Source organism: Faecalibacterium sp. Marseille-Q4164 (genome assembly GCF_017377545.1).
Lineage (GTDB): Bacteria > Bacillota > Clostridia > Oscillospirales > Ruminococcaceae > Faecalibacterium > Faecalibacterium duncaniae.
Window position 1 is genome coordinate 67,332 of the sequence record NZ_JAFREJ010000002.1, and the last position, 24,088, is coordinate 91,419.

Annotated in this window: 23 protein-coding genes; 10 read left to right on the forward strand and 13 right to left on the reverse strand. The window is 57.3% G+C overall.

Features of this window, described 5'->3' with window-relative positions; genetic code table 11:
- The first annotated feature begins 5 nt into the window (after nt 1-5).
- The 3 genes from J3352_RS03425 to J3352_RS03435 all read left to right on the forward strand — a co-directional run bounded on the left by J3352_RS03425 (nt 6) and on the right by J3352_RS03435 (nt 2,222).
- Nucleotides 6-941, forward strand: coding sequence for a GTP-binding protein (locus J3352_RS03425; RefSeq protein WP_005931493.1), 936 nt, complete (start codon nt 6-8; stop codon nt 939-941).
- Nucleotides 942-1,105: 164 nt separating this feature from the next.
- The gene (locus J3352_RS03430; RefSeq protein WP_099357294.1) at nt 1,106-1,534 is read left to right on the forward strand and encodes a CidA/LrgA family protein; all 429 of its coding nucleotides are present in this window, start codon (nt 1,106-1,108) and stop codon (nt 1,532-1,534) included.
- On the forward strand, nt 1,515-2,222 hold the full coding sequence (locus J3352_RS03435) for an LrgB family protein (RefSeq protein ID WP_005931487.1): 708 nt from the start codon (nt 1,515-1,517) through the stop codon (nt 2,220-2,222). The genes J3352_RS03430 and J3352_RS03435 overlap by 20 nt, the downstream gene beginning before the upstream one ends.
- 55 nt (nt 2,223-2,277) lie before the next feature.
- Here the strand turns inward: J3352_RS03435 and J3352_RS03440 are convergent, their stop codons facing one another.
- The 3 genes from J3352_RS03440 to uxaC form a co-directional block, all read right to left on the reverse strand.
- Complete coding sequence (locus J3352_RS03440) at nt 2,278-3,630, reverse strand: MATE family efflux transporter (protein ID WP_156065619.1); 1,353 nt, start codon at nt 3,628-3,630, stop codon at nt 2,278-2,280.
- 107 nt (nt 3,631-3,737) lie between these two features.
- On the reverse strand, nt 3,738-4,463 hold the full coding sequence (locus tag J3352_RS03445) for a biosynthetic peptidoglycan transglycosylase (RefSeq protein WP_005931481.1): 726 nt from the start codon (nt 4,461-4,463) through the stop codon (nt 3,738-3,740).
- A gap of 165 nt (nt 4,464-4,628) precedes the next feature.
- Nucleotides 4,629-6,062 carry a glucuronate isomerase gene (gene uxaC, locus J3352_RS03450; protein WP_005931478.1) on the reverse strand — a complete coding sequence of 478 codons (1,434 nt, stop codon included), beginning with the start codon at nt 6,060-6,062 and terminating at the stop codon, nt 4,629-4,631.
- 317 nt (nt 6,063-6,379) lie between these two features.
- Here uxaC and J3352_RS03455 point away from each other — a divergent pair, with 317 nt between their 5' ends.
- From J3352_RS03455 to J3352_RS03465, 3 genes are all read left to right on the forward strand, one after another.
- Complete coding sequence (locus tag J3352_RS03455; RefSeq protein WP_156065617.1) at nt 6,380-7,894, forward strand: tagaturonate reductase; 1,515 nt, start codon at nt 6,380-6,382, stop codon at nt 7,892-7,894.
- Nucleotides 7,895-7,980: 86 nt separating this feature from the next.
- Nucleotides 7,981-9,471, forward strand: a complete 1,491-nt coding sequence (locus J3352_RS03460) for a UxaA family hydrolase (protein WP_156065615.1) — start codon at nt 7,981-7,983, stop codon at nt 9,469-9,471.
- Nucleotides 9,472-9,547: 76 nt separating this feature from the next.
- Complete coding sequence (locus J3352_RS03465; protein WP_156065613.1) at nt 9,548-10,429, forward strand: aldose epimerase; 882 nt, start codon at nt 9,548-9,550, stop codon at nt 10,427-10,429.
- Nucleotides 10,430-10,562: 133 nt separating this feature from the next.
- On the opposite strand, the gene J3352_RS03470 is transcribed toward J3352_RS03465, so the two are convergent.
- From J3352_RS03470 to J3352_RS03485, 4 genes are all read right to left on the reverse strand, one after another.
- The gene (locus J3352_RS03470) at nt 10,563-11,120 is read right to left on the reverse strand and encodes an AhpC/TSA family protein (RefSeq protein WP_156060594.1); all 558 of its coding nucleotides are present in this window, start codon (nt 11,118-11,120) and stop codon (nt 10,563-10,565) included.
- Between the two features lie 3 nt (nt 11,121-11,123).
- Nucleotides 11,124-12,344 carry a MalY/PatB family protein gene (locus tag J3352_RS03475; RefSeq protein ID WP_156060596.1) on the reverse strand — a complete coding sequence of 407 codons (1,221 nt, stop codon included), beginning with the start codon at nt 12,342-12,344 and terminating at the stop codon, nt 11,124-11,126.
- Nucleotides 12,345-12,432: 88 nt separating this feature from the next.
- Nucleotides 12,433-13,827 carry an APC family permease gene (locus tag J3352_RS03480; RefSeq protein WP_005931457.1) on the reverse strand — a complete coding sequence of 465 codons (1,395 nt, stop codon included), beginning with the start codon at nt 13,825-13,827 and terminating at the stop codon, nt 12,433-12,435.
- A 96-nt stretch (nt 13,828-13,923) separates the two neighbouring features.
- Entirely contained in the window at nt 13,924-14,307 is a 384-nt protein-coding gene (locus J3352_RS03485; protein ID WP_156060598.1) for a RidA family protein, read from the reverse strand.
- A 244-nt stretch (nt 14,308-14,551) separates the two neighbouring features.
- Between J3352_RS03485 and J3352_RS03490 the strand changes: the two genes are divergently transcribed.
- Complete coding sequence (locus J3352_RS03490; RefSeq protein ID WP_156060600.1) at nt 14,552-15,193, forward strand: transcriptional regulator; 642 nt, start codon at nt 14,552-14,554, stop codon at nt 15,191-15,193.
- 284 nt (nt 15,194-15,477) lie between these two features.
- Here J3352_RS03490 and J3352_RS03495 read toward each other — a convergent pair whose 3' ends face one another.
- The 6 genes from J3352_RS03495 to J3352_RS03520 form a co-directional block, all read right to left on the reverse strand.
- Nucleotides 15,478-15,954 carry a cytochrome C gene (locus J3352_RS03495; RefSeq protein ID WP_156065611.1) on the reverse strand — a complete coding sequence of 159 codons (477 nt, stop codon included), beginning with the start codon at nt 15,952-15,954 and terminating at the stop codon, nt 15,478-15,480.
- Between the two features lie 245 nt (nt 15,955-16,199).
- Entirely contained in the window at nt 16,200-17,000 is an 801-nt protein-coding gene (locus J3352_RS03500; protein WP_117504564.1) for a gluconate 5-dehydrogenase, read from the reverse strand.
- A gap of 62 nt (nt 17,001-17,062) precedes the next feature.
- Nucleotides 17,063-17,911 (reverse strand): 5-dehydro-4-deoxy-D-glucuronate isomerase, encoded by an 849-nt coding sequence (kduI, locus tag J3352_RS03505; RefSeq protein WP_005931438.1) that lies wholly within the window; start codon nt 17,909-17,911, stop codon nt 17,063-17,065.
- A gap of 26 nt (nt 17,912-17,937) precedes the next feature.
- Entirely contained in the window at nt 17,938-18,963 is a 1,026-nt protein-coding gene (locus J3352_RS03510; protein WP_005931436.1) for a sugar kinase, read from the reverse strand.
- 93 nt (nt 18,964-19,056) lie between these two features.
- Nucleotides 19,057-20,019, reverse strand: coding sequence for a bifunctional 4-hydroxy-2-oxoglutarate aldolase/2-dehydro-3-deoxy-phosphogluconate aldolase (gene eda / locus J3352_RS03515; protein WP_097770432.1), 963 nt, complete (start codon nt 20,017-20,019; stop codon nt 19,057-19,059).
- A gap of 174 nt (nt 20,020-20,193) precedes the next feature.
- On the reverse strand, nt 20,194-21,099 hold the full coding sequence (locus tag J3352_RS03520) for a Cof-type HAD-IIB family hydrolase (protein ID WP_156065609.1): 906 nt from the start codon (nt 21,097-21,099) through the stop codon (nt 20,194-20,196).
- Nucleotides 21,100-21,288: 189 nt separating this feature from the next.
- Here J3352_RS03520 and J3352_RS03525 point away from each other — a divergent pair, with 189 nt between their 5' ends.
- From J3352_RS03525 to uxuA, 3 genes are all read left to right on the forward strand, one after another.
- Complete coding sequence (locus J3352_RS03525; RefSeq protein ID WP_156065607.1) at nt 21,289-21,933, forward strand: phosphatase PAP2 family protein; 645 nt, start codon at nt 21,289-21,291, stop codon at nt 21,931-21,933.
- A gap of 137 nt (nt 21,934-22,070) precedes the next feature.
- Complete coding sequence (locus J3352_RS03530; protein WP_097773519.1) at nt 22,071-22,757, forward strand: GntR family transcriptional regulator; 687 nt, start codon at nt 22,071-22,073, stop codon at nt 22,755-22,757.
- Nucleotides 22,758-22,983: 226 nt separating this feature from the next.
- A complete protein-coding gene (gene uxuA, locus J3352_RS03535; RefSeq protein WP_156065605.1) occupies nt 22,984-24,084 on the forward strand; it encodes a mannonate dehydratase in 1,101 nt (366 codons plus the stop codon).
- The last annotated feature ends 4 nt before the right edge of the window (nt 24,085-24,088 follow it).

Here is a 24,088-nt window from a genome sequence, read left to right on the forward strand (position 1 = left end):
AACGTATGGTACAGGTTGATCTCATCACCGGTTTTCTGGGTGCGGGCAAGACGACGTTCCTGCGCAGATATGCTGCGTATCTGACCGCGCAGGGGCATCATGTCTGCATTCTGGAAAATGACTTTGGCGCTGTGAACGTGGATGCCATGCTGGTGCAGGATCTGCTGGGGGAACGCTGCGAGATCGAGACCATCAGCGGCGGGTGTGATTGTGATACCCACCAGCGCCGGATGCGCACCAAGCTCATCTCAATGGCCATGCGCGGGTTCGACCGGGTGGTGGTGGAGCCCAGCGGCATTTTTGATGTGGACGAGTTCTTTGACGTTCTGCGGGATGAGCCGCTGGATCGGTGGTATACACTGGGCAATGTGTTTGCCGTTGTGGATGCCCTGCTGCCCGAGACGCTTTCCCCGCAGGCAGAGTACATTCTGGCATCGGAAGCCGCCAGCGCCGGACGCATCCTGCTCTCCCGCAGTCAGCTGGCCACCCAGGCCCAGCGGGAAAGCGCCATCGACCACCTGAAGCGTGCCCTTGCGGCCTGCAAGTGCAGCCGTACCCTGACGGAAGAAGATTTTCTGATCAAGGACTGGGCCGACCTGGAGGATGCGGATCTTGCGGCGCTGGATGCCTGCGGCTATCAGCATGCCGACTGCGAAAAGCTCTGCTTTGATGCGCACGATGCATTCGGTTCGGCGTATTTCCTCGAGCTGGGCCTGTCCCGGCAGCAGCTGGAAGCACGCATTCCCAGCCTGTTCACGGATGCCGCCTGCGGCCGGGTGCTGCGGGTCAAGGGTTTTGTGCAGGATGCCGCCGGTTGGGTGGAGCTGAATGCCACCGCCGACGGCCTGACCGCGGCCCCCATTCCGGCAGGGCAGGAGGTGCTCATCGTCATCGGCGAAGGGCTGGACAAGGAACGGATCGAAGCTGTTTTGCGGAACTGAGGGAGCGTGCGGGAAACACAGAAAAACACCGCTTTGCGGTGCATCGGCCCGGCAGATCGCGGCACGTGGGTGTGCGCTTTCTGCCGGGCCCTTTTCTTTTCCACAGTTTTTCCGGCAAAATATAACAATCCTTGTCAGATATTGCTGTTGCGCCCCCGGAGGTTTTGGACTATAATTTTGACTTAGCTGTTAGACAAGGGGGATTTTTTACGAATTATCTGTTTCAATTTGCGCGTATCCTCGCGTTTTGCTTTCTGGGGGAAGTATGTCATGCCGTACTGCCGCTGCCGGTTCCGGCCAGTGTGTACGGGCTTGTGCTGCTGCTGCTGGCCCTGAACTTCCGGCTGATCCGTCTGGAGGATGTAAAAGAGGTGGGCGTGTTCCTCACCGGTATCTTCCCGCTGCTCTTTGTGCCCGCCGCCGCAGGCGTGATGGAGCTTTGGGCGGAGATGGGGGAGATGCTGCTGCCCATCATCATCGCCATCATCCCGGTCACGGTTCTGGTCATGGTGACCGCCGGAAAGACCACCCAGGCTCTGACCAGCCGCAAAAAGAACAAGGAGACTGCTGCCAATGATGGAATTGCTGAATGAGTTCCTTTCGGGCTCTGTTGCCTGGGGTGTGCTGCTGACACTGGCCGCCTTTGCACTGGGAGCCCTTGTGAACAGAGTGACCGGAAAGGCATTTTTTAACCCGCTGCTGCTGGGTGCGATCTTTGTGATCATTTTCCTGTCGGTATGCGGTATCCCCTATGCCGACTACAAGGTCAGCGCCGCCCCGGTGAACTATCTGCTGCTGCCCGCCACCGTGGCGCTGGCCATCCCGCTGTATGAAAAGCTCGACCTGCTCAAGGCAAACGCCGCCGCCATCATTGCGGGCATCTCGGTGGGCACGCTGGTCAGCCTGGGCAGCGCGCTGGCACTGGCACTGGCGCTGCACCTGACCCAGGAGCAGTACGCCACCCTGCTGCCCAAATCCGTGACCACTGCCATCAGCATGGATGTAGCTGCAGAGCTGGGCGGCATTGCAGCCCTGACCGGTGCCATCGTCATCCTGACGGGCATCGTGGGCAACCTGCTGGCCGAGACGGTCTGCAAGGCGTTTCACATCACCGACCCCATTGCCAAGGGTGTGGGCATTGGCACCTCGGCCCATGCCGTGGGCACCAGCAAGGCCCTGCAGATGGGTGAGGTGGAAGGTGCCATGAGCGGCCTGTCCATCGCCGTGGCCGGTGTGCTGACCGCAGTGCTCTGCCCGGTGTTCGTGAACCTTATTGATTGATTGCATAAAAACACCCCTCTCCATCCGTGCATCAGCACAGCGGAGAGGGGTATTTTTATGCGTTCTCTTTTTTCAGAACTCTGGTCACCATGAACACACAGTAGAGCAGTGCCAGACCCCAGGCAATGGGGTTGGCAATGCAGATGCCGAAGTAGCCCAGACTATGAACGGCCAGCCAGCCGCAGAGCGCGCGGCCGATGAGCTCGCCCACACCGGAGATAACGGCCTGCACACTGTATCCCAGACCCTGCAGGGTGTTGCGGAAGACCATCAGCAGGCCGTTGATGCAGAACAGCACGCTGATCACGGTCAGGTATTCCACAGCACCGGAAGTCACGGCAGGGTCGGCATCGCCCAGAACAAGGCCCACGGCCCAGCCCTTGACGAAGAAGAGCACCACCCAGGCAGCCGCGCAGTAGCACAGCTGGAGGATGCAGCCATCCCGGATGCCCTGCCTGACGCGGTCAGTGCGGTGGGCACCGTGGTTCTGGCCGACATAAGTTGCCATAGCCGTGCCCACGCTTGCCATGGGCACGGTGAACATCTGGCGAATCTTCTCACCGGCGGTCTGGGCGGCCACGGCGGTGCTGCCCAGCAGGTTGATGGCATCCTGCATGATGAAGGCACCGATGGCAGAAACGGAATACTCAAAGCCCATCGGAAGGCCGATATAGGCCAGCCGCCCGCAGTGCCCCGCCGAGAGGACACAGTTTTCCCGGGTGAAATGGATGCCCTCCACCCGGGTGAAGAACCACCAGGTGCAAAGCAGGCCGCTGAACAGCTGGCTGACAACGGTGGCGATGGCTGCGCCCTCCACGCCCATACCCAGCGGTACGATGAACAGCCAGTCCAGCCCGATGTTCAGGAAACTGGAGATTAGCAGGAAATAGAATGGGTGCTGGGAATCGCCCAGACTGTGCAGGACGGTGGAGGTGTAGTTGAACAGCACCGTGGCCGGAATGCCGAGGAAGATGATGCGGATGTAGGCCACCGCGTCCGGGAACAGCTCGGCCGGTGTGTGGATGAGCTGCAGCAGCGGGGCAGCAGTGAGGGTGGTGACGATGGTGAACACCACGCTCAGGACCACGCAGAGCACCGCGCCGTTGAACAGATACTTGTGCATATCCTCGCTGTCCCTTGCACCAAAGCTCTGGGCCACCGGGATGCCAAAGCCCGTGCAGGAACCCAGCACAAAGCCTAAAATGAGAAAATTCAGAGAGTAGGTGGTGCCCACCGCGCCCAGTGCATCGGTGCCCAGACAGCGCCCCACAATGACGGTGTCCACAAAGCTGTACAACTGCTGGAACAGGGTGCCCAGCACCAGCGGCAGGGCAAATTTCAGGATCTGGGGCAGCGGCCTGCCCACCGTGAGGTCGGTGGTGCCGGAACCCTTTTTGGTTTCTTCCATAAGTTTTACATGCTCCCTCCGGGTTTGATCTGCTATTAAGATACCACGGCAGCCGCCTCCGGTGTTAGCATTATTTTATGGAAAACCCGGATAAATTCTGTTTTTTCTCACCAAAGGGGCAGGGCACTGACTTCATCCCGGAGCTCCAGTGCCTGGGTGTGGGTCAGCTTTTTGGCGCGCTCCATCCGCTCCACCACCACAAGGGCGCGTCTGCGGGCCAGCTCCCCGTTGGCGGCGTAGACCGAGGGCGCGTTGGGCAGGCCGGCCAGCACCACACATTCGGCGCGGGTCAGCTCCCGGGTGGGTTTGCCAAAGTAGCCCTGCGCAGCCTGCGCCACGCCGGACCACTGGTTGCCGAAGTAGCAGCTGCCTGCGTACATCTCAAAGATCTGCTGCTTGGAGTAGTAATCCTCGATGTCCCTGGCGGCAAACATCTCCGCTGCCTTGCGGGCCATCTGCTTTTCCTGGGTGAACAGCTCGTTCTTGGCCAGCTGCTGGGTCAGGGTGCTGCCGCCCTCGGCCAGAGAGCGGGTGCGCAGGTCGGCCCAGAGCGCCCGGACAATGGCCGCCGGGTCGATGCCGTGGTGCTTTTCAAACCGGCTGTCCTCCACGGAAATGACTGCGTCGATATAGGTCTGGGGCAGCTGGTCACAGCTGGCAAAGCCGGGCCGGGAGCTGATCTCATCATAGAGGCCGGCAATGGGCTTTTGCGCTGCTGTGGCGCGGTAGAGCCGCCAGCCCTGCACGCCCAGTGTTCCGCCAATGACCACCAATACAAACAGCGCCGCCAGCAGCAGGCAGCTGAGCAGTCGCTTTACAAAACGTTTCAGCATCTTCACGTTCCCCTTCGGTTTTGATTCAACGTTATCCTACCCGATTTGACGACAGAATGCAAGTTACATTTTTATGAATACGGCTGCACAAGAAAAAAGCGCCCTGCCGGGGCAAACCGGCAGAGCGCTTTTACAAGTTATAGAAAGGGGATGCAGAGACGCTGCTTACAGAGCGAAGTAACGCTTTGCGTTGTCGAAGCAGATGCCCTTGACGATCTTCTCCAGAGCCTTCTCATCGTTGGGATACTCGCCATCCTCGACCCACTGGCCGATCAGGTTGCACAGGATGCGGCGGAAGTAGTCGTGGCGGGTGTAGCTCAGGAAGCTGCGGCTGTCGGTCAGCATACCAACAAAGTTGCCCAGCAGGCCCAGGTTTGCCAGGCTCTTCATCTGGTTCTCCATGCCGATCTTCTGATCGTTGAACCACCAGCCGGAGCCGTGCTGGATCTTGCCGGGGATCTCATCATTCTGGAAGCAGCCCAGAATGGTGCCAATCTGCTCGTTGTCAGCGGGGTTCAGGCTGTAGATGATGGTCTTGGGGCACTCATCAGTGTCGTTCAGGGCGCTCAGCAGAGCAGCGATCTCGCCGCCGCACTTGGCAGTGTTGATCATGTCGAAACCGGTATCGGGTCCCAGCAGGGCGTTCATCTTACGGTTGACACCGCGCAGGCAGTTGTAGTGCAGCTGCATGGCGATGTTCAGGCGGTGATACTGCTTGCCCAGGTGGATCAGGATGTAGGTCTGGTACTTCTCAGCCTCTTCAGCGGTCACAGCCTCACCGGCCATAGCCTTCTGGTAGATGGCGTTGACCTCTTCCTTGGTGGCTTCACGGTAGGGCACATAGTCCAGGCCGTGGTCAGATGCACGGCAGCCCATCTCGGCAAAGAACTCGATGCGCTGGGTCAGAGCGTCGGTGACGCAGTTGATGCACTCCAGCTTTTCCTTGCCAACGGCCTGAGCCAGCTTGCCCATGTACTCCGCGAAGCCGGGCTTCTGGATGTTGATGGCCTTGTCGGGACGGAAAGAGGGAGCAACGGTGAACTTGATGGACGGATCTTCCTTGATCTTCTTGTGCCATGCCAGATCATCGATGGGGTCGTCGGTGGTGCCGATGAAAGCAACATTGGACTGCTCGATCAGGCCGCGGACAGTCATGCTGTCATCGTGCTGCAGCTTGTCGTTGCACAGGTTCCAGACTTCCTCAGCGGTATCGCCGTTCAGCACACCCTGATAGCCGAAGTACTTGCGCAGCTCCAGGTGGCACCAGTGGTACATGGGGTTGCCAACGCACATGGGCAGAGCCTCGGCAAACTTCTGGAAACGCTCACGGTCGGGCTTGGTGCCGGTGATGTACTCCTCGGGCACGCCGTTGGAACGCATCACGCGCCACTTGTAGTGGTCGCCTGCCAGAGAGCCGTCGGGCTGGCGGCCGCCCAGCCACACCTGAGCGATGTTCTCAAAGCGGCGGTTCTCGTAGATCTCCTTCGGGGAGATATGGCAGTGATAGTCGCAGATGGGCATATCAGCAGCGTAGGTGTGATACAGATGCTGAGCCACAGGAGACTGGAGCATGAATTCCTTGTCCATAAATGCTTTCATGGGTCGAAAACTCCTTTTCATTCTAATGTACTAATATATCACTATGGGGTACCTTTAACAGCGCCCAAGCAGGGCGTGTTAAGCCTATCTTTAGTATAGCGGAAAACGATAATGTATACAACTGAAAAACTGACAAATTTTCAGACTTTTCCTTGTAAAAAACGCTGGAATTTATAAAAATAGCCTGTTTTGGGCCAAAAATCTGGCAAAAAACACTTGACTTCTTTGTATACAACAGCATACAATAGAGACAGAGTGCGGGGCACAAATGGGTGCCCCGGAGAGAAGCAAAGCAAGCTAAAAGGAGAACACGTGATATGGAAACTTTGAATTACAAGGTTCTGTCTGAGACCGGCTACAACGGCTACATCCTCAAGGATGCCCCTGTCAAGGTCATGCAGTTTGGCGAGGGGAACTTCCTGCGCGCATTCGTGGACTATTTCTATGATATCGCCAACGAGAAGGCTGGCTACAACGGCAAGGTCAAGCTGGTGCAGCCCATCGGCAACTTCCCCCAGATGGCTGACTGGATCAACGAGCAGGAGGGCTTGTACACCCTGTACCTGCGCGGCAGCGAGAAGGGCCAGAAGGTGGATGCAAAGCGCGTGATCTCCTGCGTGTCTGACTGTGTCTGCCCCTACATCGATGGCAAGTGGGATGAAGTGCTGGCTCTGGCCCGCTCTGAGGATCTGGAAACGGTTGTATCCAACACCACCGAGGCCGGTATCGCTTACACTCAGGGCGACAGTGAGTTCGATCAGGTTCCTCCCAACAGCTTCCCCGCAAAGCTGACCCGCGTGCTGTACGAGCGCTACAAGGCATTCAACGGTGCTGCGGACAAGGGTCTGGTCATCCTGAGCTGCGAGCTGATCGACAACAACGGCAAAGAGCTGAAGAAGTGCTGCAACAACTACGCCAAGGACTGGAATCTGGAAGCTGAGTTCATCGACTGGATGAACAACGCCAACACCTTCTGCTCCACTCTGGTGGACCGCATCGTTCCGGGCCGCATCCGTGACCCCAAGGAGCTGGCTGCCATGGAAGAGGCCAACGGCTACCACGATCAGGCGCTGGATGTCGGCGAAGTCTTCGGCGTGTGGGTCATCGAGGGCCCTGCAGGTCTGGAGGACAAGCTGCCGTTCAAGAAGGCCGGTGTCAACGTTATGGTCGTGCCTGATGTTACCCCCTACAAGAAGCGCAAGGTCCGCATCCTGAATGGTGCACACACCGGTTTCGTTCTGGGCGCATATCTGGCTGGCTTCGACATCGTCCGTGACTGCATGCACAACGATACCGTCCGCGGCTTTATGAACAAGATGCTGCATGAGGAGATCATCCCCACCCTGCCTCTGGACAAGAAGGATCTGGAAGAGTTCGCTTCCGCCGTTGAGGACCGCTTCAACAACCCCTTCGTCAACCATGAGCTGATGAGCATCTCCCTGAACTCCACCTCCAAGTGGAAGGCCCGCAACATGCCTTCCTTCCTGGCTTACATCGAGGAGCAGAAGCAGCTGCCCAAGTGCCTGACCATGTCTCTGGCCGCTTACATTGCCTTCTACTCCAATGATATCCAGGAGCGCACTGCCGACGGCCTGATCTGCAAGCGCCCCGCAGGCAACACCTACAAGATCCAGGATGACGCATGGGCACTGGACTTCTACTATGCACACAAGGACGACACCGACGCTCAGCTGGTGCACGCCGTTCTGACCAACACCCAGATGTGGGATCAGGATCTGACCAAGATCGAGGGCCTGGAGGCCGCTGTTCTGGCTGATCTGGAGCTGATCCGCACCCAGGGTGCCGAAGCTGCCTACAAGAGCTGCCTGTAAGCTGGAATATCACCTGCACAACAAGGGGCTGCTGCTTTGGGCAGCGGCCTCCTTGTGCTTTGTAAATGTCATTAAGGAGAATAACTATGCCGCAGGCGATTCATATCAGCCCCATTGACAACGTGGTGGTTGCACTGCACCCCATTGCCAAGGGTACTCTGGTGGAGGTGGACGGCCTTGCCGTGACCGCGCTGGAGGATATCCCTCAGGGCCACAAGATGGCAGTAAAGCCCATCAAGAACGGTGAAAATGTCATCAAGTACGGTTTCCCCATCGGCCACGCGACCGCCGATGCCGAGCCGGGCACCTGGATGCACACCCACAATGTCCACACCAACCTGTCCGGTGAGGTGGAGTACAGCTATCACCCCGCCCCCGACCTGGCCCCCCTGCCCAAGGTGGAGCCTGAGACCTTTATGGGCTTCCGCCGCAAGGATGGCCGTGCCGCCATCCGCAACGAGATCTGGATCATTCCCACGGTCGGCTGTGTCAACGACATCGCCAAGAAGATGGTGAACGACAACCAGGATCTGGTTACCGGCTCCATTGAGGGCCTGTACACCTTTACCCATCCGTTTGGCTGCAGCCAGACCGGCCACGACCATGCCCAGACCCGCAAGCTGCTGGCCGCGCTGGTCCGCCACCCCAATGCCGCCGCTGTTCTGGTGCTGCATCTGGGCTGCGAAAACCTGCAGCACGACCAGTTCGTGGAAGAGCTGGGCGAGTATGACCACGACCGGGTCAAGTTCCTGACCTGCCAGGATGTGGACGATGAGTTCACCGCCGCCCGCGAGATCCTGAAGGAGCTGGCTGCTTACGCCGGTCAGTTCAAGCGTGAGCCTATCCCTGTGAGCGAGCTGGTGGTCGGCATGAAGTGCGGCGGCTCGGACGGCCTGTCCGGCATCACCGCCAACCCCACCATCGGCCGCTTCTCCGACATGATGGGCCAGCGCGGCGGCTCCACCGTCCTGACAGAGGTGCCCGAGATGTTCGGTGCCGAGGGCTTCCTGATGGACCGCTGCATCAACAAGGACGTATTCGTTAAGGCCGAGCACATGATCAACGGCTTCAAGGAATACTTCATCAGCCACAACGAGGTGGTTTACGACAACCCCTCTCCGGGCAACAAGCAGGGCGGCATCACCACCCTGGAGGACAAGAGCTGCGGCTGTGTCCAGAAGGGCGGCACCGCCCCCATCATGGATGTCATCGGCTACGGTGACCCCGTGGTGACCAAGGGCCTGAACATGCTCTACGGCCCCGGCAACGATCTGGTGTCTGCAACGGCCATGACCGCCGCAGGCGCTCATCTGATCCTTTTCTCCACCGGCCGCGGCACCCCGTTCTCTGCCCCGGCCCCCACCCTGAAGATCTCCACCAACACCCCGCTGGCCGAGAAGAAGTCCGGCTGGATCGACTTCAACACCGGTGTCATCGCGGACGGTGAAAAGACCATCGACGAGGCCGCCCGCGACCTGCTGGATCTGGTCATCCGCGTTGCAGGCGGTGAGCAGACCAAGGCCGAGAAGCACGGCTTCCGCGAGATCTCCATCTTCAAGGATGGCGTTGTTCTTTAATTGAAAAATGGCTGCTGTGCGTGCTTTTTGTGCGTACGGCGGCCTTTTTGTATCAAATGATATGGAGGTACAACTTATGAACCAGATCACCACCCAGTACGTCACCGAGGGCGGCGCATGCTTTGAGCAGTATGTCATCACCGACCCCGTGGCAAAAACTGCCCTGACCATCACCCCCGAGCGCGGCGGCATGGTCACCGGCTTTACCCTGGACGGCGACGAGTACATCTGGACCCGCCGCCCCAATTTCAGCGAGTGCAACCGCCCCCGCTTCGGCATCCCTGTGCTGTTCCCCAACTGCGGCAAGCCCGACAACGGCGTGCACATCTTCAACGGCCAGGCCTATCCCATGGAGATCCACGGCATGGCTGACCTGTGCCCTTGGGAAGTGGAGAGCGTCGGCCCCGACGGCGTGACCCTGATCCTGGAGTCCAGCCCCCTGACCAAGTTCCTCTACCCCTTCGATTTCACTGTCCTGATGAACTACAACCTGCAGGGCAACACCGCTTCCCTGAGCATGACTGTGATCAATGAGGGCGATGTTCCGATGCCCTTCAGCTTTGGTTATCATCCCTATTTTGTGGCCTCTGCTCTGGAGAATGTGGACTTTGACATCAGGTGCGCCACCTGCTCCGAGGATGCCAAGGGCGAGCAGCCTGCCGCACCCGAGAAGATCACCCTGACCCGCAAGGAAGGTTCTGACAACTCCATCCGCCTGATGACCGGCGTGGAGTTCCCCATGACCTTTACGGATAAGGGCAACGGCCACAAGGTCACCGTGGATGCCGATGAGAGCTTTACCAACGGTGTGCTGTGGCAGCAGGATGCCGAAAACTTCGTCTGCATGGAGCCCTGGAACGGCTGGGCCAACAGCGTGAACGAAGAGGGCAAGCACGAGGTGCTGGAGCCCGATGAGGCCATGACCAGCGAGTGGACCATCACCATTGAGAAGGTCTAAGCTTGAAATTCCTTTCTTTTTGAGATAACAGAAAAGACAAACGCCGCATGTGCTCCGGGGAGGAAGCCATGCGGCGTTTGTCTTGCTGATAGAAGAGGGTCTCAGAGGTTATGCTGGTAAAAAAGGAGAAATGTCATTTGAGGAGGCTGGCCAGGGTGCGGGCATCGGGGATGTCTCCGGCGCTCTTGCCGTAGTGTGCGTAGAGGATCTTCCGCTCCTTGTCCACCACAAAGCAGGCGGGCAGCTGCAGCTCGTTGCCCTCGTAGGCACCGTGCTTGTAGCCTGCGGCAGTTGCTTTGGCAATCTTCAACATCGTCCCGGCATCAGCCATCTTGGCCATAGAGGCTGCGGGCTGGATGCCAAAGCGTTCATACAGAGCGGCTTTCGGATCACACAGGATGGAGAAGGGGAAGGTATCAGGCTGCAGCTCCTGCGCCAGCCCGGCGGGGTCGGATTGCAGGACAACGATGACTTGACCGCCTACATCGGTGATCTGATGGTAGTTCTCGGCCAGCTGATGGATGTCGTACTGGCAGAGGGTGCAGCCGTAGTAGCGCAGGAAGAGCAGAGCTGTTTTCGGGGTCTTCTGCACTGTGTCGGACAGAGTCAGACCAGTTGCAAAAGGTGTGTCATAGGTGAAGTTGGGCATCACCTCGCCCACCGTCAGGCGGGCAGCAGTTTCAGCAGCCATAACTCACACCCACTCTCCGTTGAACACGTGCTTGTCCAGACGGTCGAAAGCTTCTTTCACGCGGGACAGGGGCAGCGCAAGGTTCATGCGGATAGAGCAGGGGCCGTGGAACATCCGGCCATCCTGGATCGCAACGCCCACGTTCCAGCAGGCTTTTTCCAGTTCCTGAATGGTCTTGCCGTGCTTCTCGCACCATTCGGTGCAGTCCACGAACAGCATGTAAGTGCCCTGAGGCTTGGAGACGGTTACACCCTCAAAGTGCTTTGTGATGTAATCGCAGGCGTAATCCACATTGCCGGTAATGGTCTCACGCAGCTCATCGACCCACTCGTAGCCCTCGGGCTTGTAGGCACCGATCAGGGCGTGCATGGACAGGACGTTCATATCGTTATAGTGGGGCTTGCTGCTCTTGGCAACCACGCGGTCACGGATGGTGGGGTTATAGATGATATGGTAGCTGCCCACCAGACCGGCCAGGTTGAAGGTCTTGGAGGGAGCATAGACAGCGACAGTGCGCATCCGTGCATCTTCGCTGACAGACTGGGTGGGAATGTGCTTGTGGCCTTCCAGAATGATATCAGACCAGATCTCGTCAGAGATCACGATACAATCGTTGGCCTTGTAGACTTCCATGGCCTTCTCGATCTCCCAGCGTTCCCAGACACGGCCGCAGGGATTGTGAGGACTGCAGAACACGGCAATGTGGATGTGGTTTGCCTTGATCTTGGTATCCATATCCTCGTAGTCCATCCGCCAGATACCGTTTTCATCCTTGACCAGCGGGCTGTGAACGATCTTATAGCCGTTGTTCTCAATGCACATAGTGAAGCCGATATAGGTGGGGCTGTGCAGCAGCACGGCATCACCGGGGGCGGCATAGCAGGTCAGTGCAGATACAACACCGCCCAGAACGCCGTTTTCGTAGCCGATGCACTCTTTGGTCAGGCCCTTGACATTGTTGCGGGTCTCGTGCCACTTGATGATGGAGTCGAAGTATTCATCGGAGGGCTGGAAGTAGCCGTAGGCCGGGTGCTTTGCACGCTCGATGATGGCTTCCGGGATGGTGGGCACGGTGGGGAAGTTCATGTCTGCCACCCACATGGGAATAGCATCATAGCCTTCCTTGGGCAGGTCGGGGGTGAAGCCGGGCATCGAGCCCAGACCATCGATAGCGGTTGCGTCCTTGCCATGGCGATCCATGATAGAGGTGAAATCGTACTTCATAGTAAATTCTCCTTTTCCGGCAAATGCCGATTTCTTACAGTGTGTATGGGATTGAATCTTTCTAACAAACATCGAAACATCAGAAAACTCAGGCAGCTTTTGCCTCGTCAGCAGTGGTATCTGCAATGGCCTGACGGACGATCTCCTCTTTCTTGGCGGCCAGATCTTCAGCCTTGACAGCGCCCTGCTTCAGGCGCAGGATGCTCAGCGCGCACAGAACGACCACGATGACCACTGCGAACACAGCATCGTTGAAGGTCAGATCCTTGAACAGGTTGTAGGCAACTACACCGGCGCAGAAAGCACCCAGCACGCAGCAGATGTTGTAGAACCACAGGGGCATCTTGATGCTGCGCTGTGCCCACTGCTCCGGGTATTTCTTGGGCAGTGTCAGGCAGGCCAGGTTCATGTAGATGTTGATGAGCATGGCAGGAATCATCACCTGAGAGACGATGGCATCCAGGCTGCGGCCGGTGACGATGGGGAAGACACTAATGACGTAGAACAGCAGATAAATGGCGTAGGGGTAGCCGTTCTTATCGGTTTTCTTAAAGACGGAAGGCAGCCAACCATCGTTGGCCACTTGCAGCAGGGGATAACGGAACATGCCCAGACCGCCTAGAGCAGAGCTTGCAATGGCACCGATGCCGCCGCCGACCACGAAGAATACATACAGTGCATTGGGGAAGATGGCCCGTGCGGTCACACTGATGTTCTGGCCAGCAGTCTCAGCGTAGGGGAGAACACCACCGGCAACGATACCCATGGCACCGTAGATCACGGCCAGCAGCAGGGTGATGATGATAATGCCCAGAGGAATGGTGCGCTTGGGGTTCTTGGTGACGGCTGCCATGGAGACGGGAGCCATCGTAGTGCCCTGGCAGGCAAAACCCATCACGGCCAAGGCGGAGACGAAACCAGTGAAACCGCCGTGGAAGAAGCCGCCGTCAGCGCTGGTAAAGGTGCTGGCAAAATCAACCTTGGGAATGCCGAAAATAATAAACAGTGCAAGAGAAGCTACCAGAACCAGAGTAATGATGTTTTCCAGAATGGTGATGAAGCGGGAACCCTTGATGGTGGAAAGGAAAAATAGCGTGATTGCAATGAAAGCAACGAGTGTCTGATGATTTTGCAGGGCTGGTACAGCGATAGCCAAATACTGTGCCAGAGCTACCGCATAGCTGGACATTGCCAGACCATTGACCAGGATCATCCAGGCACTGACACCGCTCATGAACGGGTTAAACAGCATGGCCTTCATGCTGTAATCACCGCCCTTCAATACGAACATAGAAGGCATGATCAGATTATACCAGTAGGCCAGCAGCATGAAGAAGCAACCGATGGTAACAACCAGAGAAATGGAGCGGCCGGTGTAGGCAACGCCGTAGCCCAGCAGCACGAAGACACCGGTGCCGATGGCACCGCCAAGGCCCAGACCAATAATGTTCCAAAGGCCTAGTTTTTTGCCTTTTTCTTCCATAATGAAATACCTCTCTTTTCTTGGCACCGTTTATTGAGGTGCTCGTTGTGATCTGTGGGAAAAGTGAGAAAATCGGCAGGGGGAGGGGGCAGAATGTTACTTGACTGCAACGGCTTCGATCTCTACACGGGCACCTTTAGGCAGTGCCGCCACCTGGAAAGCGCTGCGGGCAGGGCACACACCGGTAAAATAGGAAGCATAGACTTCGTTCATTGCGCCAAAATCGGCGATGTCCTTGAGTAGGACGGTGGTCTTGACCACATCGGACAGCTCGTAACCGGCAGCGGCCAGCACAGCCTTGATGTTCTCAATGGACTGACGAGTTTGACTGGTGATGTCCTCACCGGGGAAAGCGCCGGTAGCGGGGTCGATGGGCAGCTGACCGGAAACATAGACGGCTGTGCCGGTGGCGGTGATGCCCTGAGAGTAGGGGCCAATGGCTGCGGGTGCTGCGGGGGTAGATACCTGATTCTTTGCCATGATAGAAACAACTCCTTTGAATTTAAGAATACAGAAATCACTGTGATAATTTATTTATCACTTGTTGATGCGATTATACAATACCACATCACAAATGTAAATACTTTTTTACAAATATTTTTATCATCGTGAGTAAAATTTTATCACTCTAAATTGTGCAGATTGCTAACTTGCGCTCTGCCGCAAAATTCTATATAATAAATAATAATAGAATAATTACGGTGAGAAACAGGAGGACAACGATGTGACAGATCAGGAATTGCTGAAGTGCTACACGGATTTCGTTCCGTTTCTGGCGGCTGTGTGCGGACCGGGGTGTGAGATCGTCATCCATGATGTGACCAACCCGGAACAGTCTATTATCGCCATTGGAAACGGAATTTCTGGCCGTGAGCTGGGTGACCCCATGACCGACCTTGCACGGGAATTGCAGGAAAAAGGGACTTACGCTGATACTGAATCCCTGTTGAACTACAAAGGAAAGACCAAGAGCGGGGAATTCCTGTCCTCGACGTACTTCATCAAGAACGAGGGACGGCTCATCGGGATGCTCTGCGTCAACAAGGAACTTGCTGCTGCACAGGAGCTGCATCTTGCTCTGCGTGCGCTGCTGGACCGGTTCAATCTCTCGGCTCCGCCGGAAGATTCGCCCTCTGAGGATCTGAGCAGTCCGCTGGAGAGTGTGATGCACTCTCGCATTGCGGAAATCATCAGCAGGGAAGGCACTGCCCCGGCCCACATGTCCATGCAGGAAAAGATCCGCGTAGTACATAAGCTGGATGCAGACGGTATCCTGATGATGAAAGGCGCGGTTGCGGAGATCGCAGATCAGCTTTCAGTGTCAGTTCCTACGATTTATCGTTATCTGAACAAAACGCAGGCCTGAAAAAAACGGATAAAAAAAGCAGAGACGCTTTGGAAAGCTCCTAAGCGTCTCTGCTTTTTGTGCTTTTATCTTACCACATTATAACCCGGTTGGAAAGGGCAAAACTGCACAAATAATAAAATAATTATCAACTGATTTTTTGATTATCGGCCAGGCTACAACTCTCTCTGTCAGCACGAACGCACTGCCCGCTGCGGAACCTTTGATACGCAAAAAACTCCCCTGCATCCCGGTAAAATGGAGTGCAGGGGAGTTTTTATGTTACAGGCTCAGGACCGTGTTTTTTACTGCTCCGGAGCGGTGAAGCTGATGGGGGTAGCACCAGCAGCAGCGTCAACGCTCAGCAGGGAGATGGGAGCAACCTCATAGCCCAGGGTGTCGAAGCTCTGGGTGTCGCCGCCCTCGGTGGTGAACTCCAGGACATACTCAGCGCTCTTGTCAGCGTCCTCGGGCAGGGTCAGCACAACGCTGTCGCCGTCAGCCAGGCCGTCAGCAGCCAGGTTCTCGCCCTTGTCCTCAGAGCCAGCAGCGTACAGGTACAGCTCGGTGACATTCTCGCCGGTGGTGTTGTAGACAGTGTACTCGGCGGACTCGACCTCGGCCTCGCTGGAAGCTGCCTCAGAGCTTGCAGCCTCAGAGGAAGCGGCAGCGGAGGAAGCAGCGGAAGAAGCGGTGGTGGAAGAAGCAGAACCGCCGCAAGCGGTCATACCAACAGCCAGTGCCAGAGCAGCGGCAACAACAGCAACATTCTTGAGTTTCATTGTGTAATTTCTCCTTGTTCGTGACGAAAATCTTTTCTCGTGGGCAGCTCTCGTGAAAGGCTACCCACAAGCAACTATTATACAAGGATGTGTCGAAGAATACAATAACAAATCCTTTACAAAAGTGTGAAAAGTAATACAAAGACCCTCTCCGTCCTGCTGATGCCCGCCAGCACCTCCAAAAGGGAGGGGCGGCATTGCGAGGCAATGACGGAGAGGGTCTTTTCTGTTTCGCTGTACTTTACTTACTTGGGCTGCTTGCCGATGTAAGCCAGGATGCCGCCATCAGCGTACAGGATCTGGCCATTGACAAAGTCGGAAGCGTGGGAAGCCAGGAACACGCAGGGGCCGACCATGTCCTCGGGGGTGCCCCAGCGGCCTGCGGGGGTCTTGGCGCAGATGAAGGTATCGAAGGGATGGCGGCTGCCATCGGGCTGGATCTCGCGCAGGGGAGCGGTCTGGGCGGTGGCAATGTAGCCGGGGCCCATGCCGTTGCACTGGATGTTGTACTCGCCGTACTCGGAGGCGATGTTGCGGGTCAGCATCTTCAGTGCGCCCTTGGCGGCAGCGTAGGCGGAGACAGTCTCGCGGCCCAGCTCGCTCATCATGGAGCAGATATTGATGATCTTGCCCTCGCGTTTGGCGATCATATCGGGCAGAACAGCCTTGGAGCAGTTGAAGGCACCGCCAACATGCACGTCAATGACGCGCAGGAAATCGGTGTGGCTCATCTCGATCATGGGCACGCGCTTCATCAGACCGGCGTTGTTCACCAGAATGTCCACGGGGCCCACATCAGCCTTGATCTGGGCGATCATGGCGTTCACGGCAGCCTCATCGGTAACATCGGCCACATAGCCGTGTGCGTCGATGCCGGCAGCCTTGTAGGCGGCCAGTCCCTTTTCCAGGCTGCCCTCGTTGGAGCAGTTGAAGCAGACGGTAGCGCCGCACTTTGCCATGCCCTCGGCAATGGAGAAGCCGATGCCATGTGCGCCGCCGGTGACCAGGGCAACCTTGCCCTTCAGATCAAATGCAGTAAGATCCATAAGTAGAACTCCTTTACTGAAAGACCCCGCGCCGGTTCGCCGGTGCGGGGTCTGGTTTGTGCTTAGCGCAGGTCGGTGGTAGCGATGTTGTCCATGTCGTCAAACTCCATGTTCTCGCCGCCCATAGCCCAGATAAACGTATAGTTCGAAGTACCGACACCACTGTGGATGCTCCAGGAGGGGCTGATGACAGCATCCTCGTTGTGCATCACGATATGGCGGGTCTGGGTAGGCTCACCGCACATGTGGAACACCACCTGCCCTTCGGGCAATTCAAAGTAGGTGTAGATCTCCATCCGCCGCTCATGGGTGTGGCTGGGCATCGTGTTCCAGTTGGAACCGGGGTCCAGCTCGGTCATGCCCATGCTCAGCTGGCAGGTCTTCAGCACGTCCGGGTGGATGAACTGATTGATGGTGCGCTTGTTGCAAGTCTCCACGCTGCCCAGAGGACGATGGTTTGCATCGGCCATCTTGATCAAGCGGGTCTCGTAAGCGCAGTGTGCCGGAGCAGACACCATATAGAACTTGGCAGGATGCTCAGGATCGGCGGAAGCAAAGGTCACTTCCTTGGTGCCCTGGGTGATGTACAGGCAGTCCTTGTAGCCCAGCTCGTACTTCACGCCGTCAGCCACCACGATGCCGGTGGAATCCTTGCCGATGTTGAACATACCGATCTCGCGGCGCTCCAGGAAATAGTGGGTGCCGAAGTTTGCCCAGATGTCGATGCCCTTGTCGATGGACACGGTCTCGTGCACCGGCATACAGCCCAGCGTGACCATGCGGTCCACATGGCTGTAAACGGCAACAACTTCATCCGCCTTGTACAGGCCGGTGATGAGCATCTCGTCCCGCATTTCCTCGGTGGTGTAGCGCTTGAAATCCTTCTGGTTGCAGGAATAACGGATATCCATTGCGGACGACCTCCTGTAACGCTTGCTTAGCGCTGGATACGGCCGGAACCGTCGCCGCCAGCCAGCTTCTCGACCTCGGACACGGTCATCATGTTGTAGTCGCCCTCGATGGAGTGCTTCAGAGCAGAAGCAGCAACAGCGAACTCAACAGCTTCCTGAGTGCTCTTGCCGGTCAGCAGGCTGTAGATCAGGCCGCCGCCGAAGGAGTCACCGCCGCCAACGCGGTCGATGATGTGCAGGTCGTACTTCTTGGAGAAGCAGTACTCGTTGGAAGCAACGTCGTACAGCATAGCGCTCCAGCCGTTGTCGAATGCGCTGTGGCTCTCACGCAGGGTGATAGCGACCTTCTCGAAGTGGAACTTGTCAGCCAGCTGCTTGGCAACGCTCTTGTAGCCCTCAGCATTCAGCTTGCCGCCGTAGATATCGGTAGCCTCGGCCTCGATGCCGAACACGTCCTTTGCGTCCTCCTCGTTGGAGATGCAGACATCAACGTACTGGCACAGATCGGTCATGGCAGCACGAGCCTGCTCACGGGTCCACAGCTTGCCGCGGTAGTTCAGGTCGCAGCTGATCTTCACGCCGTGAGCCTTAGCAGCCTTGCAGGCCTCGCGGCAGATCTCGACAACATTCTCGCCCAGAGCCGGGGTGATGCCGGTGAAGTGGAACCAATCCACGCCCTCGAAGATCTTCTCCCAATCGAAATCGGAAGGCTGTGCCAGCTGGATTGCGCTGTTGGCACGGTCGTAGATGCAGACAGAACCACGCTGAGAAGCGCCCTTCTCGTTGTAGTAGATACCAACGCGGTCACCGCCACGGGTGATCATGCTGGTGTCAACGCCGTAGCGGCGCAGGCTGTTGACAGCGGCCTGACCGATGGCGTGTGCGGGCAGCTTAGTGACGAAAGCTGCGTCCAGGCCGTAGTTGGCCAGAGAAACAGCAACGTTGGCCTCGCCGCCGCCGAAGGTGAACTCCAGGCTGTTAGCCTGGACAAAGCGCTCATAGTTGAACGGCTGCAGACGGACCATCAGTTCGCCAAAAGTAACGACTTTCATTGTGGTGTTCTCCTTTATAATCAGATGTGTTTTATATCACCCGCCGCAGGGTGGACCGGTGCGGCGGGAAACGCCGTGAAAATGCTCAGGAACTCAGGCCTGGACCAGGTGCATTGCAAAGCCGGCGATCTCGTCAGCAAAGTAGCAGGCAATGGTCTTGCCGTTCTTGACATTCTTGCTGTCCAGATCGAACTTCACGCCGCGCTGAGACAGGTGATAGATGGCACGGTCAACGTTGTTGCAGGCGATGGCAATGTGGCCATTGGTGCCGCGGCCGGGCTTCTTCATGATCTCGAATTCCTTGTTGCCCACAAAGATGCTGGAGTTGCCGGGAGCGACCTTCATGTTCAGCAGACCGCCCAGCAGGGTGGCGACCTTCATGGCCTCTTCCTCGTTGCCGGTGTTGATGCCGACATGGTGCAGGCGCAGGCCCAGCATGGTGTCAACAGCTTCCTTGCTCTGAGCGGTGATCTTTGCCCAATCGCCAGCCTTGATGACATCGCTCTTGCACATCCAGGTGCCGCCGACAGCGAAGATCTGGTCGTAGCCCAGGTAATCGTTGACGTTCTTTGCGTTGACACCGCCGGTGCACATCCAGCGTGCGCCCTTCAGGGCAGCGCCGATGTTCTTCAGCATGCCGACACCGCCGTTTGCCTCAGCGGGGAAGAACTTCAGGGCTTCGCAGCCCATGTTCATGGCCTGCTGCATCTCGCCGGCAGAAGCGGTACCGGGCATCATAATGCCGCCCTTGTCGATCACGTGCTTGCAGACCTCGGGGTCGAAGCCGGGAGCAACGATGAAGGAAGCACCAGCTGCCATTGCACGGTCAGCCTGCTCACAGGTCAGGACAGTGCCTGCACCCAGCAGCATCTCGGGCATCTCTTCGTGGATCTTGCGGATGCACTCCTCAGCACATGCAGTGCGGAAGGTGACCTCGGCTGCGGGCAGGCCGCCCTCGGCCAGAGCCTTGCACAGGGGCAGGGCCTCGTCCACGCTGTTGAAGGCGATAACAGGGATAATGCCGATCTGATAGACCTTTTCAACGATGGGATTCATAACGCATTTCTCCTTTTTATTTGACACTCAGGGCGGGGCAGGGCCGGATGGGCACACTCTCCCCACCATACGTTCACAGTATTAGTATAAACGACCCGGCCGCTTTTGGTAATGCTCAACAAGCACAATGTTTTGCATAAGAGCTTGTATACATTGCACAAAAATGCCCAACGGTCACAGTCCGAGCCGCTCAAACAGCTCTGCAACGCCGTCGTGGTCGTTGTCGCGGGTGCTGACGATATCCCCCAGTGCCCGGATCTCGGGCAGGGCGTTGGCCATCACGGCGGCCACACCGGCCCGGGCCAGCATGGCGCGGTCGTTGTCGCTGTCGCCGATGGCAAGGGTGGCCTCCCGGGGGATGCCGAGCCGGTCGGCCAGAGCCAGCAGGGCGGTACCCTTGTCCACCCCTGCGGCGGTGACTTCTACATTGTCCGGGGCACCCTGTACGGCCTCGATGCCGGGAAACGCCCGGAAACGGACGAGAGCGGCCTGTGCGATCTCGATGCTGTCGAAGAACATACAGAATTTTTCCACTTCGTGGGCGTGGCGGCTCATCCATTCGTCCAGATCCCGCACAACATGGGTACGGCCATCGTCCGGCTGTCTGGCCTCGGTGGAATGGCGCTGGATATGACGGTCCTGAAACAGGGCCATACCGGTACCGTCCAAATAAGAGCGCCCGTCCGAAAAAATGCTCAGTGGGCCATGATATTCCCGGTAGAGGGCAAACACTTCCCGGGCGGTTTCCGGGGGCAAACAATGACGTTCCAGCAGAACCGGTTCATGGGTCGGACGCTGGATGGCATCGGAGTAACGGCTGTAAACGGCACCCAGCGGGTCTGTGCCCATATCCCAGACAGCGGCACCGTTGGTGGTGATGGCGTACCGGATGCCGGGCAGTTGCGCCACCAACGGCGGCAGGCTGGCAAGAGGCCGCCCGGTGCAGGGCAGCACGATGACCCCGCGCCCGACGGCATCGGCAATGGCCTGCCGGGTGCGGGGGGAAATCTGGCTCTGGGAATCGAGCAGGGTGCCGTCCAGATCAAGGGCGACAAGACGGATCGGGGTAGAAGGTGACATAGTTTCTCCTTTGATTTAAGAACCTCTCCGGCAGCAGCGTAAACATGGCTCCCCTGCCAGGGGAGCTGCCGCGATAGGTGACGGAGAGACTGATACCCTTATTTTATCCCATAAATAATATTTGCGCAAGCGCTGGTTCTGTGTTAAAATAATCGCTATGCGGCGAGTGATTTTATAGGAGAAAAGAATATGAACGCAAAGACTCTGCGCATGCGGCTCAAGCCCCACCTGTGGTATCAGGCTTACTGGGTGATCTACCTCATCTGGTTCTTCTGGCTGGATCTGACCATCACTGACCCCAAATACATCATCCACTCCCCGGTGGATGACCTCATCCCTTTCAACGAGTGGTTCATTTTCCCGTACTGCAGCTGGTTCGTGCTGCTGGCGGCGGTCACGGCCCTGCTGTGGTGGTTCGACACCGCCAGCTATGACAAGCTCTGCCTGATGATGTTCTCGGGCATGACGCTCTGCCTCATTATTTATATGGTACTGCCCAACGGCCTTGACATCCGCCCCACGGCGGAAGCCATCGGCCGGGAGAATTTTGCCATGACTTTGATGCAGCTCATTTGGAAAGCAGATGCCTCGGTCAATGTCTGCCCCTCGATCCACTGCCAGAGCACGGCCTGCATGGCCATTGCCTTTTCGGGCAGCACGCTGACAAAGCAGCGCCCCTGGCTCAAAGCAGCGGCCTGGGTGTGGGCAGCGCTCATCTGCGCTTCCACCGTGTTCACCAAGCAGCATTCCATCATTGACGTGGTCTGCGGTCTGGCGCTGGCGGCTGTGTGGGGCGTGATCCTTTACGGCCCGTGGAAAAAGCGGCAGGATTGACAAGAAAAAGTTCTCAATTTTGGCAGTTTCCCAATTGACGCGGACAAAGTGTGTGGAGTACAATAAAAATGAAACTGATATATTAGTAAAACACAAAGATAACAGGCGTGCAGAAGCACAAAAGGAGCGAAGACAGTATGGCAGTTCGGAGCGCCCGCGAGGCAGCCTACGAAACCATCCGCAGCAGGATCATCACCATGGAGCTCAAACCCGGGGATGAACTGAACGACCACGAGCTGGCCCAGGAACTGGGCATCAGCCGCACCCCCATGCGGGAAGCGCTGATCATGCTCAACATTGCCCACATGGTGACCATCAAGCCCCAGAGCGGCACCTATGTGGCCCCCATTGATCTGGAGCTGATGGAGATGGAGCAGTTTGCGCGCTTCACGCTGGAAAAAGAGCTTCTGAACCATATCCGGGGCCGCCTGACCGGCGAGCAGGAGAGAGCCTACCGGCTGCTGATCGAGCAGTACCGTGTGCTGGAAAGCCACCCGGAGGCTGAAAACCGTGAGACCCGGATGCTGGATCTGGACAACGCCTTCCATCGCCGCGCCTTTGAGCTCTGCGGCATGGAGGGACACTTTGACCACATGCTTTCCACCTTTCAGCACATCGAGCGGCTGCGTAAGTTCAGCCTGCAGACGGATGAGAACAAATCGGTCTGTGGTGCCCACACCCGCATCCTGGAGGCTGTGCTCCACGGCACGGAGGAGGATGTGAGCCGGGCGCTGAGTGAACATCTGCACCGGTATAAGCTCAGTGTGGATCAGGCCCGTGCCGCCCACCCGGATTATTTTATCGGCAACGGTGATACATGGTAAAAATTTCTTTCGTCAAACTGCCCAATGCGTGTATTTTGCGGCCGGATGGGGGCAAAATCCCATGTGTGGCCGTTTCTTTGTGTAAAGTATACAAGAAAAAACATCAAAACTTGTCAAAACGTCAATTGCCAATTTGAAACTGATATATTAGAATATAAGCAAGAATGTGCCACGGCACCCGCCGGGGCATTTAAGAAGCAAAGCAACAAACAAGGAGGAACCCACTATGCCTATGAAAATGGGTTGGCGTTGGTACGGTGAGGGCAACGATCCCATCACCCTCAACGACATCAAGCAGATTCCCGGCGTGACCAGCATCGTCTGGGCACTGCACAACAAGATGCCCGGTGAGATCTGGGAGATCGACGAGATCCAGAAGGTCGCCGATCAGATCCACGCCTACGGCTTCGACATGGACGTGGTCGAGTCTGTCAATGTCCACGATGACATCAAGATCGGCCTGCCCACCCGCGACAAGTACATCGAGAACTACAAGCAGTGCATCCGCAACCTGTCCAAGTTCGGTGTCAAGGTCATCTGCTACAACTTCATGCCCATCTTTGACTGGACCCGTACCGACCTGTTCCACCCCGTCGGCGACGGCTCCACTGCTCTGTTCTACCAGAAGGACATGATCCAGGACGATTACAAGGCCATGGCCGACTACATCCTGGGCTTCACCGAGAAGTACAACATGACCTTCCCCGGCTGGGAGCCTGAGCGTATGGCAAAGCTGGACGAGCTGTTCAAGGCCTATGCCCCTGTTACCAAGGAAAAGCTGTGGGAGAACCTGAAGTACTTCCTGGAAGCTCTGATGCCCACCTGCCGCGAGTGCGACATCAAGATGGCCATCCACATGGACGATCCCCCTTGGGATATCTTCGGCCTGCCCCGCCTGCTGGTGGATGCTGAGAGCATCGACCGCTTCCTGAGCATGGTGGACGACGAGTACAACTGCCTGACCCTGTGCTCCGGCAGCCTGAACGCAAACCCCAACAACAACGTTGCCGAGATCGTCCGCAAGCACTGCGACCGCATTGCATTTGCTCACATCCGCAACATCCACCACTTCCCCAATGGCGACTTCTCCGAGGCTGCTCACCGCGACTGCTGCGGCGAGACCGGCATCATCGAGATCCTGCGCGCCTACCATGACTGCGGCTACGAGGGCTATATCCGCCCCGACCACGGCCGTCAGCTGTGGGAGGAAGGCCCCGGCAACTGCCGCCCCGGTTACGGCAAGTATGACCGTGCTCTGGGTATCCAGTACATACTGGGTGTCTGGGACCTGCTGGATCGTCTGGATGAAGAGAAAAAGAAAGGCTGAGTAC